We start from the raw sequence: 16189 nt of genomic DNA, 5'->3' as shown, positions 1-16189 counted from the left end.
GTCCTCCGGCGCCGGCTCCCGAGGATGTGCCGCCGGCCCCCGAGGCCCCGGCCCCGGAGGCACCCGCCCCGGCTCCGAAGCGGGCGTACAGCGTGAACTGGGACGCCATCGCGCAGTGCGAGTCCGGTGGTAACTGGGGCATCGCCACCGGCAACGGCTACTACGGCGGCCTGCAGTTCACCCCCAGCACCTGGCGGGCCAACGGTGGCTCCGGTTCGGCGTCGAGCGCCAGCCGTGAGGAGCAGATCCGGGTCGCCGAGAACGTGCTGCGCACCCAGGGCATCGGCGCCTGGCCGGTCTGCGGCCGTCGCGGCTGACCCCAACGCGTAAACAAAAAGGTGCCGGGCCCCATGGCCCGGCACCTTTTTGTCTCTCGGGCGCGGCGCGGCGGCGTGTGTTACCCAGGAGGCGTGACCACCGCCTTTCACGACCTCGACGACTACCTGGCGCTGCCCCGGGTGTCCGGCCTGGCCGTCTCGGCCGACGGCACCCGGCTGGTGACCACGGTGGCCGAACTCAACGACAAGCGCACCGAGTACATCGCCGCGATCTGGGAACTGGACCCGCACGGCGACCAACCGGCCCGCCGGCTGACCCGCGGCGCGCACGGCGAGTCGTCGCCGGCGTTCACCGCCGACGGCGACCTGCTGTTCGTCTCGGCCCGCGGCAGCGCCGAGGACACCGACAAGCCGCCCGCCGCGCTGTGGCGGCTGCCGTCCGGCGGCGGTGAGGCCAGCGAGGTGCTGGCGATGCCGGGCGGCGTCGCCACGGTGCGCACCGCGGCCCGCGCCGACGCGGCGGTGGTCGGCGCCCCGCTGCTGCCCTCGGCGCGCGACGTCGACGACGACCGGCGGCTGCGGGACCTGCGCAAGGACGCCAAGGTCTCGGCGATCCTGCACAGCGGCTACCCGGTGCGGTTCTGGGACTCCGACCTCGGCCCGGACGAACCCCACCTGGTCGCCGTCGACGGGCCGCGTGACCTCACCCCGCAACCCGGCGCCGCGCTGCGGGAGGCCGGGTTCGACGTCAGCCCCGACGGCCGGTTTGCGGTGACCACCTGGCGGGTGCCCGGACCGGGGCCGACCGAACGCTCGGTGTTGGTGCGGGTGGACCTGGCATCCGGGGACCGCGCCGTGATCGCCGACGCCCCGGCCGCCGACCTCGCGCACCCCGCCATCGCCCCGGACGGGACCGCGGTGGCCTACACCCGGGAAACCCTCGCCAGCCCCGAGCGCGCCCCGCGCACCACCCTGCAGTACCTGCGCTTCGGCGAGCGGCCGGTGACCCTGGCCGCCGACTGGGACCGCTGGCCGTCGTCGGTGACCTGGTCGCGCGACGGCGCCGCGGTGATCGTCACCGCCGACCAGGCCGGCCGCGCCCCGGTGTTCGCCGTCGAGGTCGCCACCGCGACGGTCACCCAACTCACCGGCGACGACTTCGCCTACACCGACGTCGTCGCCGCCCCGGACGGTGTGCTGTACGCCCTGCGCAGCTCGTATGCGGCGCCCCCGCACCCGGTGCGCATCGACCCGGACGGGCGGATCACCGCGCTGCCCTGCGTCGCGGCGCCCGCGCTGCCCGGCACCGTGACCGACGTGGCGGCGACCGCGGCCGACGGCACCCCCGTGCGGTCCTGGCTGGTGTTGCCCGACGGCACCGAGCCGGCACCGCTTTTGCTGTGGATCCACGGCGGCCCGCTGGGCAGCTGGAACAGCTGGTCGTGGCGGTGGAACCCGTGGCTGCTGGCCGCGTGCGGCTACGCGGTGCTGCTGCCCGACCCGGCGCTGTCCACCGGCTACGGCCAGGACTTCGTCCAGCGCGGCTGGGGGGCGTGGGGCGGCCCGCCGTTCACCGACCTGATGGCCGCCACCGACGCGGCCTGCGCCCACCCGGGCGTCGACGCGACCCGCACCGCGGCGATGGGCGGCTCGTTCGGCGGATACATGGCCAACTGGGTGGCCGGCCACACCGACCGGTTCGCCGCGATCGTCAGCCACGCCAGCCTGTGGGCGCTGGACCAATTCGGCCCCACCACCGACCTGGCCTACTACTGGCGCCGGGAGATGACGCCGCAGATGGCCGCCGAGCACTCCCCGCACCGCTTCGTCGGGTCGATCACCACCCCGATGCTGGTCGTCCACGGCGACCACGACTACCGGGTGCCCATCGGTGAGGCGCTGCGGCTGTGGTACGAGCTGCTGGCCGCGTCGGGGCTGCCGGCCGACGACGAGGGCCGCAGCCCGCACCGGTTCTTGTACTTCCCGTCGGAGCACCACTGGGTGCTGGCCCCGCAGCACGCCAAGATCTGGTACCAGACGGTGACCGCGTTCCTGGCCGAACATGTGCTCGGGGACACCGCCGAACGGCCCGAGCTGCTCGGGTAGCGTCGGGGTGGTGACGCAGAGCACGCGGGACTTCGACATTGTGTTGTACGGGGCCACCGGCTTCGTCGGGAAACTGACCGCCGAGTATCTGGCCCGGGCCGGCGGCGACGCCCGCATCGCGCTGGCCGGACGGTCCACCGAACGGCTCGGCGCGATCCGCGACACGCTGGGGGAGTCCGCGCGGGACTGGCCGCTGCTGGTCGCCGACACCGCCACCCCGTCCACCCTGGACGCGATGGCCGCCCGCACCCGGGTGGTCGTCACCACCGTCGGGCCCTACACCCGATACGGGCTGCCGCTGGTCGCCGCGTGCGCGGCGGCCGGCACCGATTACGCCGACCTCACCGGGGAGGCGATGTTCGTCCGCAACAGCATCGACTTGCACCACAAGCAGGCCGTCGACACCGGCGCCCGGATTGTGCACGCCTGCGGGTTCGATTCCATTCCGTCGGATCTGAGCGTGTACGCGCTGTACCGGGCGGCGCGCGACGACGACGCCGGCGAACTGCTGGACACCAACTTCGTGCTGCGCAGCTTTTCCGGCGGGGTCTCCGGCGGCACCGTCGCCTCGATGCTGGAAGTGCTGCAGGCCGCCTCCAGTGACCCGGAAGCGCGCCGGTTGCTGGCCGATCCCTACACGCTCAGCGGTGACCGCGGCGCCGAACCCGAGCTGGGTCCGCAACCGGATCTGCCGTGGCGGCGGGGCCGCGACATCGCCCCGGAGCTGGCCGGGGCGTGGACCGCCGGATTCCTGATGGCGCCGTACAACACCCGAATTGTGCGGCGCAGCAACGCATTACTGGATTGGGCGTACGGCCGGCGGTTCCGCTACGCCGAGCACATGAGCGTCGGCTCCTCGCCGGTGGCGCCGGCCGCGTCGGCGCTGGTCACCGGGGCCGGCAACGCGGCATTCGGGTTGGGCAGCAGGTTTTTCCGGTTATTGCCGCGCCGGCTGGTGGCCCGGCTGGCGCCCCAACCGGGCACCGGCCCCAGCGAGACCCGCCGCGAGCAAGGCTATTACCGCGTCGAGACGTACACCACCACGACCACCGGCGCCCGCTACGTGGCGCGCATGGCGCAGCAGGGCGACCCCGGCTACAAGGCCACCTCGGTGCTGCTGGGCGAGTGCGGGCTGGCGCTGGCGCTGGACCGCGACCAGTTGCCCGACCGCCTCGGGGTGCTGACCCCGGCGGCGGCCCTCGGCGACGCGCTGCTGGCCCGGTTCCCCGCGGCGGGGGTATCGCTGCAAACCGACCGGCTGGCGTGAGCCGCCCGGCGGAAACCCTGTCGACCAAGATCGGTTGGACTACTGTCATCACCGAGTCGGAAACAACATCCCAGCAACGAAGGTGGATTCGCCATGGCCGGTCTTGATGATCTTTTCGCCCAGATTCCCGTGCAAGACATCGCCAACAAGCTCGGCGCCGACGAGGGTGAGGTCAACAGCGCCATCCAAACGCTGATACCGGTGCTGGTCGGCGGCCTGCAGGAGAACGCGCAGGACCCCGACCACGCCAGCGAGATCGAGTCCGCGGCCAGCAGCCACGCCGCCCGCGGCCTGCTCGACTCCGGCGTCGCGGTGGACCAGGTCGACCAAAACGACGGCCAGAAGGCGATCGCGAAGATCTTCGGCGGCAACGACACCGGCCAGGTCGCCGCGGCCTTGGCCGGCGGCGGCGCCGGCAACAGCGACCTGCTCAAGCAGTTGCTGCCGATCCTGGCCCCGATCGTGCTGGCCTACATCGGCAAGCAGATGGGCCAAAAGAGTGCGCCCGAGCCCGCGCAGCAGTCGTCCGGCGGGGTGCTCGGCGACGTGCTGGGCAGCATCCTGGGTGGGGCCGCCGGCGGCAGCAAGTCGTCGGGCAGCATCCTGGGCAACATCTTGGGGGGTAAAGCCGGCGGGGCGATCGGCGACATCCTCGGTGGCCTGCTCGGCGGCAAAAAGTAGTCTCGCCGCCCCGTTGAGATTGCGCTGAGGGTCGTGGTCGGGCCGCTGGGCGCAGCCCTGCGCGCAATCTCAACGGCCGTCGGGCGGCGGTGGGCGAACACCCTGCGGCGTCGGCTCGGCGGGGCTCCATAGAATTGACCGGTGACCGCGACCCCGAACCCCGCCCCCGACGCCCTACCCAAGTCGTGGGATCCGAGTGTCGAGGGCGCCATCTACCAGCGCTGGGTCGACGCCGGCTACTTCACCGCCGACCCGACCAGCGACAAGCCCGGGTACTCCATTGTGCTGCCGCCGCCGAACGTGACCGGCAGCCTGCACATGGGGCATGCGCTGGATCACACCCTGATGGACGCGCTGACCCGGCGCAAGCGGATGCAGGGCTACGAGGTGCTGTGGCTGCCGGGCATGGACCACGCCGGCATCGCCACCCAAAGCGTGGTGGAAAAGCAGCTGGCGGTGGACGGCAAAACCAAAGAGGACTTCGGCCGTGAGCTGTTCATCGACAAGGTGTGGGACTGGAAGCGCGACTCCGGGGGCACCATCGGCGGCCAGATGCGTCGGCTCGGTGACGGGGTGGACTGGAGCCGCGACCGGTTCACCATGGACGACGGCCTGTCCCGCGCGGTGCGCACCATCTTCAAACGGCTCTACGACGCCGGGCTGATCTATCAGGCCGAGCGGCTGGTCAACTGGTCGCCGGTGCTGGAAACCGCCATCTCCGACCTCGAAGTCAAATACGAAGACGTCGAAGGCGAATTGGTGTCGTTCCGGTACGGCTCGCTCGACGATGCGCAGCCGCACATCGTGGTGGCCACCACCCGGGTCGAGACCATGCTCGGTGATACCGCCATCGCCGTGCACCCCGACGACGACCGCTACCGGCACCTGGTCGGCGCCACGCTGCCGCACCCGTTCGTGGACCGGGAACTGCGCATCGTGGCCGACGAGCACGTCGACCCCGAATTCGGCACCGGCGCAGTCAAAGTCACACCCGCCCACGACCCCAACGACTTCGAGATCGGGCTGCGGCACAACCTGCCGATGCCGTCGATCCTGGACACCAAGGCCCGCATCGTCGACACCGGAACCGAATTCGACGGCATGGACCGGTTCGAGGCCCGGGTGGCGGTGCGCGAGAAGCTCGCCGCGCAGGGCCGGGTGGTGGCGGAGAAGCGCCCCTATCTGCACAGCGTCGGGCATTCCGAACGCAGCGGCGAGGTCATCGAGCCGCGGCTGTCGATGCAGTGGTGGGTCAACGTCTCCAAACTGGCCAGGGCCGCCGGCGACGCGGTGCGCAACGGGGACACCGTGATTCACCCCAAGAGCCTGGAGCCGCGCTGGTTCGCCTGGGTCGACGACATGCACGACTGGTGCATCTCGCGGCAGCTGTGGTGGGGGCATCGCATCCCGATCTGGCACGGCCCGGACGGCGAAAAGGTGTGCGTCGGGCCCGACGACACCCCGCCGGAGGGCTTCGAGCAGGACCCCGACGTGCTGGACACCTGGTTTTCCTCGGCGCTGTGGCCGTTTTCCACCATGGGCTGGCCCGAGCGCACCCCGGAGTTGGAAAAGTTCTATCCGACCAGCGTTTTGGTTACCGGCTACGACATCCTGTTCTTCTGGGTGGCCCGGATGATGATGTTCGGCACCTTCGTCGGCGACGACGACGCCATCACCCTCGGCGGCACCCGCGGGCCGCAGGTGCCGTTCACCAACGTGTTTCTGCACGGGCTGATCCGCGACGAGTTCGGCCGCAAGATGAGCAAGTCGCGGGGCAACGGCATCGACCCGCTGGACTGGGTGGAGCTGTTCGGGGCCGACGCGCTGCGGTTCACCCTGGCCCGCGGCGCCAGCCCGGGCAGCGACTTGAGCATCGGCGAAGACCACGCCCGCGCCGCCCGCAACTTCGTCACCAAGCTGTTCAACGCCACCCGGTTCGCGCTGCTCAACGGCGCCGCCGTGGCGCCGCTGCCCGACCTCGCCGACCTCACCGACGCCGACCGGTGGATCCTGGGGCGGTTGGAACAGGTTCGCGCCGAAGTGGATTCGGCGTTCGACGGCTACGAGTTCAGCCGGGCCTGCGAGGCGCTGTACCACTTCACCTGGGACGAGTTCTGCGACTGGTATGTGGAGCTGGCCAAGGCGCAGCTGGCCGACGGGCATCAGCACACCACGGCGGTGCTGGCCGCCGTGCTGGACACCCTGCTGCGGCTGCTGCACCCGGTGATCCCGTTCGTCACCGAAACCCTGTGGCAGGCGCTCACCGGGTCCGAGTCGCTGGTCATCGCCGACTGGCCGGCGTCGTCCGGGATCACACTGGATCCGGTTGCCGCCCAACGCATCACCGATATGCAAAAGCTGGTGACCGAGGTGCGCCGGTTCCGCAGCGATCAGGGCCTGCGGGACCGGCAGAAGGTGCCGGCCCGGCTGGCCGGGGTCGAGCAGGCCGACCTGGCCACCCAGGTGGCCGCGGTGGCCTCCCAGGCCTGGCTCACCGAAGCCGGCCCGGATTTCCGGCCGTCGGCGACGGTGGAGGTCCGGCTGGGCGCCGGCACCGTGGTCGTCGAACTCGACACGTCGGGCACCGTCGACGTCGCCGCCGAACGCCGCCGGCTGGAAAAGGACCTGGCCGCCGCCGAAAAGGAGCTGGCGACCACGTCGGGCAAGCTCGGCAACGACGCGTTCGTGTCCAAGGCGCCCGCCGACGTCGTCGACAAGATCCGCGGCCGCCAGCAGCTGGCCCGCGACGAAGTGCAGCGGATCACGGCGCGCCTCGCGGACCTGGCATGACCGAACCCACCCCGGACGAGATCGCCGCGCTGCTGCAGGTCGAACACCTGCTGGACCAGCGCTGGGGCGAAACCAAGATCGAGCCGAGCCTGACCCGGATCAACGCGCTGTTGGACCTGCTCGGCTCCCCGCAGCGGGCCTACCCGTCGATCCACGTCGCCGGCACCAACGGCAAAACGTCGGTGGCCCGGATGGTCGACGCGCTGCTGACCGCGCTGCACCGGCGCACCGGGCGCACCACCAGCCCGCACCTGCAATCCGCGGTGGAACGCATCTCCATTGACGGCCAACCGATTACCCCCGCCCAGTACGTGGCCACCTACGCCGAGATCGAGCCGTTCGTGCAGATGGTCGACGCGCAGTCGCAGGCCGACGGCGGCCCGGCGATGAGCAAATTCGAGGTGCTCACCGGGATGGCGTTCGCCGCGTTCGCCGACGCCCCGGTCGAGGTCGCGGTCATCGAGGTCGGCCTGGGTGGGCGCTGGGACGCCACCAACGTGGTCAACGCGCCGGTGGCCGTCATCACCCCGATCGGCATCGACCACGTCGACTACCTCGGCCCCGACCTGGCCGGGATCGCCGCGGAGAAGGCCGGCATCATCGCCAAATCCGAGGGCGAGGTGGACACCGTCGCGGTCATCGGCCAGCAGGTGCCGGAGGTGATGGAGGTGCTGTTGAGCCACGCGGTGCGCGCCGACGCCGCCGTGGCGCGGGAGAACTCCGAGTTCGCGGTGCTGGACCGCACCGTCGCCGTCGGCGGGCAGCTGCTGACGCTGCAGGGGCTGGGCGGGGTGTACCCCGAGCTGTTCCTGCCGCTGCACGGGGAACATCAGGCGCACAACGCGGCGCTGGCGCTGGCGGCGGTGGAGGCCTTCTTCGGCGCCGGGGCCGAGCGTCAACTCGACGTCGACGCGGTGCGGGCCGGGTTCGCCGCGGTGACCAGCCCGGGTCGGCTGGAACGGATGCGCAGCGCGCCGACGGTGTTCATCGACGCCGCGCACAACCCGGCCGGGGCGGCCGCGTTGGCACAGGCGCTGGCCGCCGAATTCGACTTCCGTTACCTGGTGGGGGTCCTCAGCGTGCTGGCCGACAAGGATGTCGACGGCATCCTGGCCGCGCTGGAACCGGCGTTCGACCAGGTCGTCGTCACCCACAACGGCTCGCCGCGGGCGCTGGACGTCCCGGAGCTGGCGTTGGCCGCCGAACAGCGGTTCGGTCCGGACCGGGTGCACACCGCCGACACCCTGCCCGATGCCATCGAGGTCGCCACCGCCCTGGTGGAAGAGGCGGGGGAGGCGGGCGGTGCGTCCGGGACCGGGATCGTCATCACCGGCTCGGTGGTCACCGCCGGGGCCGCCCGCACCCTGTTCGGTCGGGATCCGGCATGACCGGGCCAGCGACGATGCAGAGCGCAGCGATGCCGAGGAGTGGCCCGCAATGACTCAGCAGCCGGGGTCGGTGGACCCGTGGAAGAGTTTCCGCGGGGTCATGGCCGGCACCTTGATCCTGGAGGCGATCGTGGTGCTGCTGGCGCTGCCGGTGGTCGGGGCGGTCGGCGGCGGGCTGAGCGCGGCGTCGCTGGTGTACCTGATCGGCCTGGCGGTGGTGTTGCTGGCATTGGCGGGCGTGCAGGGCCGCCCATGGGCGATCTGGGCGAACCTGGCCGTGCAACTGGTGCTGATCGCCGGCTTCCTCATCTACCCGGCCGTCGGTGTCGTCGGGCTGCTGTTCGCCGGGGTGTGGGCGCTGATCGCCTACTTCCGCGCCGAGGTGCTGCGCCGGCAGCGCCGCGGCCTTTTACCCGGGCAGCAGCGCCCGGGGGACTGACCCGCCCAGGTACGCTGTCCGCCGTTGCCGCCAGCGACGATGCAGTGGGGGCACCCCGGTGACGGGGACGACATGATGTGGAGGAGCGGCGCGTGGCTACCGAGCGGACCCTAGTGTTGATCAAGCCCGACGGCGTGCAGCGGCGCCTGGTGGGGGAGATCCTCAAACGCATCGAAGACAAGGGCCTGTCCCTCGCGGCGCTGGAGCTGCGCGACGTCGGCGACGAGCTGGCCCGCCAGCACTACGCCGAACACGAGGGCAAGTCGTTCTTCGGCTCGCTGCTGGAGTTCATCACCTCCGGCTCGGTGGTGGCCGCGGTGGTGGAAGGACCGCACGCCATCGCCGCGTTTCGGCAGATCGCGGGCGGCACCGACCCGGTGCAGCAGGCCACGCCCGGCACGATCCGCGGCGACTTCGGGCTGGAAACCCAGTTCAACCTGGTCCACGGCTCCGACTCACCGGAGTCCGCGCAGCGCGAGATCGCGCTGTGGTTCCCGGGGCGTTAAGCCCCGCCGAGCAGCCCTCGCGCAGCCCCGCCGAGCAGACGCAAATTCGCACGATCCGGCCCGGATCTATGCGAATCTGCGTCTGCTCGCGGTCGGGTGGCCGGCCCCGGGATGCCGCACTTGGTCCGGATCGGCCGGCCGGTGTGGGATACTGGCCGAGGGTGAACGTCACCGGACCGGTGGCGAACATCCGAATGAAGACTCAGACGAGCGCGACCACCGCCGACCGCGGTGCGGCGCCGACCGTCCAGCCGTCATTCAGCCAGGCACCGAGTGAGCTCCACCGAGCCGCTCGGGGCGAGACCACCACAAGCCCGGGAGCAGTTTTTCCGGGTACATAGCGGAAGCCCTCGCGTGGCCGCGTCAACACGACGCGCCCGGGGGCTTGAGGAGACTTAAGTGGCCGACGATGCCCTATTTGACGAAGTATCAGCACAGCCCACATCGCAGGAGGACCTGCCCGAGCGGCTGAGGGTGCACTCCCTGGCGCGGGTGCTGGGCACCACCAGCCGGCGGGTGCTCGACGCGCTCGCCGAACTGGACGGGCGGGTGCGCAGCGCGCACTCCAGCGTCGATCGGGTCGACGCGGTCCGGGTGCGCGACCTGCTGGGCGCCGCCGCGCCGGTGCCCGCGGCCGAGCCGGAGCCGGTCGACGTGGCCGAGCCGGAGGCGGCCCCCGCCGAGGTGGCCGCGCCCGCTCCGGCCGAGCCGGAGTCCCGGCTGATGCTGGAGACCACCGCGGTGCACGCCGCCTACATGCCGCTGTTCGTCGCCCCGCAACCGGTGCGGGCCGACGCCGAGGACGCCGAGGACGACGACGAGGCGGAGGAGGGCGCCGAGGAGGGCGAGGACTCCGACGAGCGGCCGGCCAACAAGCGGCGCCGGCGCGGGCGGCGCGGCCGCGGCCGCGGCCGCGGCGACCAGGGCGGATCGGAGGAGTCCGGCGACGGCGACGCGACCGACGCGGACAGCTCCGACGAGGACACCGAGGACAAGGACGACGGCGACGAGGAAGAGGCCGGCACCGCCGAGACCGGCAGCCGGCGGCGCCGCCGGCGGCGGCGCCGCAAATCGGGCTCCGGCGACGACGACACCCCGTCCTCCGACGATCCGCCGAACACCGTCGTGCACGAGCGCACCCCGCGCAAAGCCGACAAGGACTCCGACAACAACGAGATCCAGGGCATCAACGGCTCGACCCGGCTGGAGGCCAAACGGCAGCGCCGCCGCGACGGCCGCGACGCCGGCCGGCGTCGCCCGCCCATCCTGAGCGAGGCCGAGTTCTTGGCCCGGCGCGAGGCCGTCGAGCGGGTGATGGTGGTGCGCGACAAGGTCCGCACCGAGCCCCCGCACCGGGGCGCGCGCTACACCCAGATCGCGGTGCTGGAGGACGGCGTCGTCGTCGAGCATTTCGTGACGTCGGCGGCGTCGACGTCGCTGGTCGGCAACATCTACCTGGGCATCGTGCAAAACGTGCTGCCCTCGATGGAGGCGGCGTTCGTCGACATCGGCCGCGGGCGCAACGGCGTGCTGTACGCCGGCGAGGTGAACTGGGAGGCCGCCGGGCTGGGCGGGGCCAACCGCAAGATCGAGCAGGCCCTCAAACCCGGCGACTATGTCGTCGTGCAGGTCAGCAAGGATCCGGTCGGGCACAAGGGCGCCCGGCTGACCACCCAGGTGTCGCTGGCCGGGCGCTACCTGGTCTACGTGCCGGGCGCGTCGTCGACCGGGATCAGCCGCAAGCTGCCCGACACCGAACGGCAGCGGCTCAAGGAGATCCTGCGCGAGGTGGTGCCCGCCGACGCCGGGGTGATCATCCGCACCGCGTCCGAGGGCGTCAAAGAGGAGGACATCCGCGCCGACGTCACCCGGCTGCAGGAGCGCTGGAGCCAGATCGACGCCACCGCCGCCGAGACCAAGGAGAAGGCCGCCGGCGCCGCCGTCGCGCTCTACGAGGAACCCGATGTGCTGGTCAAGGTCATCCGCGACCTGTTCAACGAGGACTTCTCCGAGCTGATCGTCGCCGGGACCGACGCGTGGACGACGATCACCGACTACGTCAACGCGGTGGCCCCGGAACTGGTGTCCAAACTGACCAAGTACGAACCGCCGGCCGGGCCGGACGGCCAGCCCGGGCCGGACGTGTTCGCGGTGCACCGCATCGACGAACAGCTGGCCAAGGCGATGGACCGCAAGGTGTGGCTGCCCTCGGGCGGCACCTTGGTGATCGACCGGACCGAGGCGATGACGGTCGTCGACGTCAACACCGGCAAGTTCACCGGCTCCGGCGGCAACCTGGAGCAGACCGTCACCAAGAACAACCTGGAGGCGGCCGAGGAGATCGTGCGCCAGCTGCGGCTGCGCGACATCGGCGGCATCGTGGTCATCGACTTCATCGACATGGTGCTGGAATCCAACCGGGATCTGGTGCTGCGCCGGCTGACCGAGGCGCTGGCCCGCGACCGCACCCGCCACCAGGTGTCGGAGGTGACCTCGCTGGGGTTGGTGCAGCTGACCCGGAAACGGTTGGGCACCGGGCTGGTCGAGGCGTTCTCCACGTCGTGCCCGCACTGCGCGGGCCGCGGCATCATGCTGCACACCGATCCCGTCGACTCCACCACGCCGGGACGCAAATCCGAGTCCGGCGGCGGTCGGCGCGGCAAGCGGACCAAGAAGAGCAAGGCCGAGGAGCCGACGGTGGCCAAGGTGCCGCCGCACGTCCCCGGCGAGCACCCGATGTTCAAGGCGATGGCGGCCGCCAACGGTAAGCACGACGACGAGGAGTCCGCCGAGTCCGGTGAACCGCGTCCCGCGGACGAAACGCCGACGGCCGAGGCCGAGGAACGCGTCGAGGAGCAGAAGACCGAGCAGCAGGTCGCCCGGGAGGTCGCCGAGGACGACCTGGTCGACACCGACGAGGACGAGTTCGACGAGGACACCGACGAGGACGAGGACACCGACGAGGACGAGGACGAGGTCGACCTCGACGACGAGGACGATGAGGACTTCGACGAGGATCTCGACGTCATCGACGACTCCGAGGACTCCGACGAGGGCGACTCCGAGGACTCCGAGGAGGAGGACGCCGAGGTGAGCGTCACCGTGTCGGCGCCCGCGCGCCCGCGGCGGCGCCGCGCCGCCGCCCGCCCCGCCGGCCCGCCGACTCATGAGGACTAGCGGCGGGTCGCCGCCGCTGGACGGGGGCGGTTTGACCCCGTAGCCGCTGGTCAAGTACCCTTGAGCAGTTGTCGCCAGGACCGGCTATCCGCTGGCCGGCGACGGCGGGATACCCAACGAACCCGCACCCCCGACCCGTGCGCGCAGCCGACCGGTAGCGCGCGCCCGCAGAGCAGAGGAAGCGATGGCGACGTACGCAATCGTCAAGACCGGCGGCAAACAGTACAAGGTTGCCGTCGGTGACGTGGTCAAGGTCGAGAAGCTGGACTCCGAGCCCGGCGCATCGGTGTCGCTGCCGGTGGCCCTGGTGGTCGACGGGGCGAAAGTCACCACCGACGCCAAGGCACTGGCCAAGGTGGCGGTGACCGGTGAGGTGCTCGAGCACACCAAGGGCCCCAAGATCCGCATCCACAAGTTCAAGAACAAGACCGGCTACCACAAGCGGCAGGGTCACCGTCAGCAGTTGACCGTGCTCAAGGTCACCGGCATCAAGTAGGCGAGGGAGCGAACGAGATGGCACACAAGAAGGGCGCTTCCAGCTCGCGCAACGGCCGCGATTCCGCCGCCCAGCGGCTCGGCGTCAAGCGGTTCGGGGGCCAGGTCGTCAAGGCCGGCGAGATCCTGGTGCGGCAGCGGGGTACTCATTTCCACCCGGGCACTAACGTCGGCCGCGGCGGCGACGACACGCTGTTCGCCAAGGAGGCCGGGGCCGTGGAATTCGGCCTCAAACGCGGCCGCAAGACGGTCAACATCGTCCCGGTGGCCTAGCGGCTGGCCCTTGGCTTCGCGAACGTGCACCCAGGGCGGGAATCAGGGCCAAATTTCGCCATGACTGCACGTTCGGCGAGCGAGAGGAACCGCGATGCCGCGATTTGTCGACCGCGTCGTGATCGATGTGCGCGCGGGCTCCGGCGGGAACGGCTGCGCCTCGGTGCACCGCGAGAAATTCAAACCGCTGGGCGGTCCGGACGGCGGTAACGGCGGGCGGGGCGGCAGCGTGGTGCTGGTCGTCGACCCGCAGGTGCACACCCTGCTGGACTTCCACTTCCGGCCGCACATCGCCGCCCCGAACGGCAAGCAGGGCATGGGCGGTAACCGCGACGGGGCCGCCGGTGCCGATCTGGAAGTCAAGGTTCCCGACGGCACCGTGGTGCTCGACGAGCAGGGCCGGCTGCTGGCCGACTTGGTCGGCGCCGGAACCCGTTTCGAGGCCGCGGCCGGTGGTCGCGGCGGACTGGGCAATGCCGCGCTGGCGTCGCGCGCCCGCAAGGCACCCGGCTTCGCGCTGCTGGGCGAGAAGGGCCAGGCCCGCGACCTCACCCTGGAGCTGAAGACCGTCGCCGACGTCGGCCTGGTCGGCTTCCCGTCGGCCGGGAAATCGTCACTGGTGTCCGCGATTTCGGCGGCCAAACCCAAGATCGCCGACTACCCGTTCACCACCCTGGTGCCGAACCTGGGGGTGGTGTCGGCCGGTGAGCACACCTTCACCGTCGCCGACGTGCCCGGCCTGATCCCGGGTGCCTCGGCCGGGCGCGGGCTGGGGCTGGACTTTCTGCGGCACATCGAGCGCTGCGCGGTGCTGGTGCATGTCATCGACTGCGCCACCGCCGAGCCGGGCCGTGACCCGATCTCCGACATCGACGCGCTGGAAGCCGAACTGGCCGCCTATCAGCCGACGCTGCAGGGGGATTCGGCGCTGGGTAACCTCGCCGAACGCCCCCGGGCGGTGGTGCTCAACAAGATTGACGTGCCCGACGCGCGGGAACTCGCCGAGTTCGTCCGCGACGACATCACGGCCGCCCGCGGCTGGCCGGTGTTCGAGGTGTCCACCGTCACCCGGGACGGGTTGCGGCCGTTGACGTTCGCGTTGTGGGAGATGGTCGCGGCCTACCGTGCCGCCCAGCCGCCGCCGGTGGCGCGCCGGCCGGTGATCCGCCCGGTCCCCGTCGACGAGACCGGGTTCACCGTGGAATCTGACGGTCACGGCGGCTTTGTGGTGCACGGGGCCCGGCCCGAACGCTGGATCAACCAAACCAATTTCGACAACGACGAGGCGGTCGGCTACCTGGGGGACCGGCTGGCGCGCCTGGGCGTCGAGGACGAACTGCTGCGGCTGGGCGCCAAACCCGGCTGCGCGGTCACCATCGGGGAGATGACCTTCGACTGGGAGCCGGCCACCCCGGCCGGTGTCGACGTCGCGATGTCCGGGCGCGGCACCGACACCCGGCTGGACCGCACCGACCGGGTCGGCGCCGCCGAACGCAAAGCCGCGCGGAAGGCCCGCCGCGAGCATGAGTAGCGCCGGCGACGATGCAGAGCGCAGCGATGAGGAGGAGCGGCGCCGATGACTAGCGCCCGGGAGGCGGTGCGCGGCGCGCGCAGCCTGGTTGTCAAGGTCGGCACCACCGCACTGACCACGCCGACCGGGGTGTTCGACGCCGGGCGGCTGGCGTCGCTGGCCGAGGCGATCGAGGCCCGCATGAGCGCCGGCTCCGACGTCGTCATCGTGTCATCCGGGGCGATCGCGGCCGGCATCGAACCGCTGGGGCTGTCCAAGCGCCCCACCGATCTGGCCACCAAACAGGCCGCCGCCAGCGTGGGCCAGGTCGCCCTGGTCAATTCGTGGAGCGCGGTGTTCGCCCGCTACCAGCGCACCGTCGGGCAGGTGCTGCTCACCGCGCACGACATCGCGATGCGGGTTCAGCACACCAACGCCCAACGCACCCTGGATCGGCTGCGGGCGCTGCACGCGGTGGCCATCGTCAACGAAAACGACACGGTGGCCACCAACGAGATCCGGTTCGGCGACAACGACCGGCTCTCGGCGCTGGTGGCGCACCTGGTCGGCGCCGACGCGCTGGTGCTGCTGTCCGATATCGACGGCCTCTACGACGCCGACCCGCGCAAAGGGGACGCCCGGTTCATCCCCGAGGTGTCCGGGCCCGCCGACCTGGACGGGGTGGTGGCCGGGCAGAGCAGCCACCTGGGCACCGGGGGGATGGCCTCCAAGCTGTCGTCGGCGCTGCTGGCCGCCGACGCCGGGGTGCCGGTGCTGCTGGCCGCGGCCGCCGACGCCGCCGCCGCGCTGGGCGACGCCTCGGTCGGCACGGTGTTCGCCGCCCGGGCGAACCGGATGTCGGCGCGGAAGTTCTGGGTGCGCTACGCGGCCGACGCCGCCGGGGCGGTGACGCTGGACGCCGGGGCGGTCGAGGCGGTGCTGGGCCGGCGGCGGTCGCTGCTGCCGGCCGGAATCACCGCGGTGACGGGCCGGTTCGCCGGCGGCGACGTCGTCGAACTGTGCGGGCCGGACGGGGCGGTGGTGGCGCGCGGCGTGGTGGCCTACGACGCCACCGAACTGGCCACCATGATCGGCCGCTCCACCTCCGAGCTGCCCGCCGAGCTGCGTCGCCCCGCCGTGCACGCCGACGACCTGGTCGCGGTGTAGCGGCGCTGCGCAAAACTGCGCCGACTGTGCGGTTTCATACGCTTTTCGGCGGCGGAGCGTATGAAAACGCACAACCGGGAGTGCGGTTGGTGTGTCAGGCGGCGGGGGGGTG

13 protein-coding genes are annotated in these 16189 nt (G+C 71.5%); all 13 read left to right on the top strand.

From position 1 onward, the window contains the following. On the top strand, window positions 1–317 hold a 317-nt coding region (locus tag BKN37_RS19555; RefSeq protein ID WP_207547268.1), incomplete at its 5' end, for a transglycosylase family protein. Between the two features lie 33 nt (window positions 318–350). Next, on the top strand, window positions 351–2384 hold the full coding sequence (locus BKN37_RS19550; RefSeq protein ID WP_083341907.1) for a S9 family peptidase: 2034 nt from the start codon (window positions 351–353) through the stop codon (window positions 2382–2384). A gap of 10 nt (window positions 2385–2394) precedes the next feature. Continuing rightward, window positions 2395–3651, top strand: coding sequence for a saccharopine dehydrogenase family protein (locus BKN37_RS19545; RefSeq protein ID WP_071028618.1), 1257 nt, complete (start codon window positions 2395–2397; stop codon window positions 3649–3651). A gap of 93 nt (window positions 3652–3744) precedes the next feature. Continuing rightward, window positions 3745–4332, top strand: coding sequence for a DUF937 domain-containing protein (locus BKN37_RS19540; protein WP_071028615.1), 588 nt, complete (start codon window positions 3745–3747; stop codon window positions 4330–4332). A gap of 141 nt (window positions 4333–4473) precedes the next feature. Continuing rightward, on the top strand, window positions 4474–7122 hold the full coding sequence (locus tag BKN37_RS19535) for a valine--tRNA ligase (RefSeq protein ID WP_071028614.1): 2649 nt from the start codon (window positions 4474–4476) through the stop codon (window positions 7120–7122). Continuing rightward, complete coding sequence (gene folC, locus BKN37_RS19530) at window positions 7119–8510, top strand: bifunctional tetrahydrofolate synthase/dihydrofolate synthase (protein ID WP_071028613.1); 1392 nt, start codon at window positions 7119–7121, stop codon at window positions 8508–8510. Before BKN37_RS19535 ends, folC begins: the two co-directional genes overlap by 4 nt. Before the next feature lie 49 nt (window positions 8511–8559). Beyond that, the gene (locus BKN37_RS19525) at window positions 8560–8949 is read left to right on the top strand and encodes a DUF4233 domain-containing protein (RefSeq protein WP_071028612.1); all 390 of its coding nucleotides are present in this window, start codon (window positions 8560–8562) and stop codon (window positions 8947–8949) included. A 92-nt stretch (window positions 8950–9041) separates the two neighbouring features. After that, entirely contained in the window at window positions 9042–9455 is a 414-nt protein-coding gene (gene ndk, locus BKN37_RS19520; RefSeq protein ID WP_083341908.1) for a nucleoside-diphosphate kinase, read from the top strand. A 399-nt stretch (window positions 9456–9854) separates the two neighbouring features. Then, window positions 9855–12632: a ribonuclease E gene (rne, locus tag BKN37_RS19515; RefSeq protein ID WP_071028610.1), complete on the top strand. Its 2778-nt coding sequence runs from the start codon at window positions 9855–9857 to the stop codon at window positions 12630–12632. Between the two features lie 184 nt (window positions 12633–12816). Continuing rightward, entirely contained in the window at window positions 12817–13128 is a 312-nt protein-coding gene (gene rplU, locus BKN37_RS19510; protein ID WP_071028609.1) for a 50S ribosomal protein L21, read from the top strand. A 17-nt stretch (window positions 13129–13145) separates the two neighbouring features. Further along, window positions 13146–13400 (top strand): 50S ribosomal protein L27, encoded by a 255-nt coding sequence (rpmA, locus tag BKN37_RS19505; RefSeq protein WP_071028608.1) that lies wholly within the window; start codon window positions 13146–13148, stop codon window positions 13398–13400. 94 nt (window positions 13401–13494) lie between these two features. After that, the gene (gene obgE, locus BKN37_RS19500; RefSeq protein ID WP_071028607.1) at window positions 13495–14931 is read left to right on the top strand and encodes a GTPase ObgE; all 1437 of its coding nucleotides are present in this window, start codon (window positions 13495–13497) and stop codon (window positions 14929–14931) included. A 45-nt stretch (window positions 14932–14976) separates the two neighbouring features. Then, window positions 14977–16077: a glutamate 5-kinase gene (proB, locus tag BKN37_RS19495; RefSeq protein ID WP_071028606.1), complete on the top strand. Its 1101-nt coding sequence runs from the start codon at window positions 14977–14979 to the stop codon at window positions 16075–16077. The last annotated feature ends 112 nt before the right edge of the window (window positions 16078–16189 follow it).

The sequence above is a fragment of the Mycobacterium talmoniae genome (assembly GCF_001854525.1).
In the GTDB taxonomy this organism is placed as follows: domain Bacteria; phylum Actinomycetota; class Actinomycetes; order Mycobacteriales; family Mycobacteriaceae; genus Mycobacterium; species Mycobacterium talmoniae.
This window is presented reverse-complemented; position numbering and strand designations above follow the sequence as displayed.

Excerpts from the sequence above, each read along its gene's own strand:
- BKN37_RS19550 (WP_083341907.1), top strand. The coding sequence starts at position 351 with ATGGCCCGGCACCTTTTTGTCTCTCGGGCGCGGCGCGGCGGCGTGTGT.
- BKN37_RS19540 (WP_071028615.1), top strand. The coding sequence starts at position 3,745 with ATGGCCGGTCTTGATGATCTTTTCGCCCAGATTCCCGTGCAAGACATC.
- folC (WP_071028613.1), top strand. The coding sequence starts at position 7,119 with ATGACCGAACCCACCCCGGACGAGATCGCCGCGCTGCTGCAGGTCGAA.
- BKN37_RS19525 (WP_071028612.1), top strand. The coding sequence starts at position 8,560 with ATGACTCAGCAGCCGGGGTCGGTGGACCCGTGGAAGAGTTTCCGCGGG.
- rplU (WP_071028609.1), top strand. The coding sequence starts at position 12,817 with ATGGCGACGTACGCAATCGTCAAGACCGGCGGCAAACAGTACAAGGTT.
- rpmA (WP_071028608.1), top strand. The coding sequence starts at position 13,146 with ATGGCACACAAGAAGGGCGCTTCCAGCTCGCGCAACGGCCGCGATTCC.
- obgE (WP_071028607.1), top strand. The coding sequence starts at position 13,495 with ATGCCGCGATTTGTCGACCGCGTCGTGATCGATGTGCGCGCGGGCTCC.
- proB (WP_071028606.1), top strand. The coding sequence starts at position 14,977 with ATGACTAGCGCCCGGGAGGCGGTGCGCGGCGCGCGCAGCCTGGTTGTC.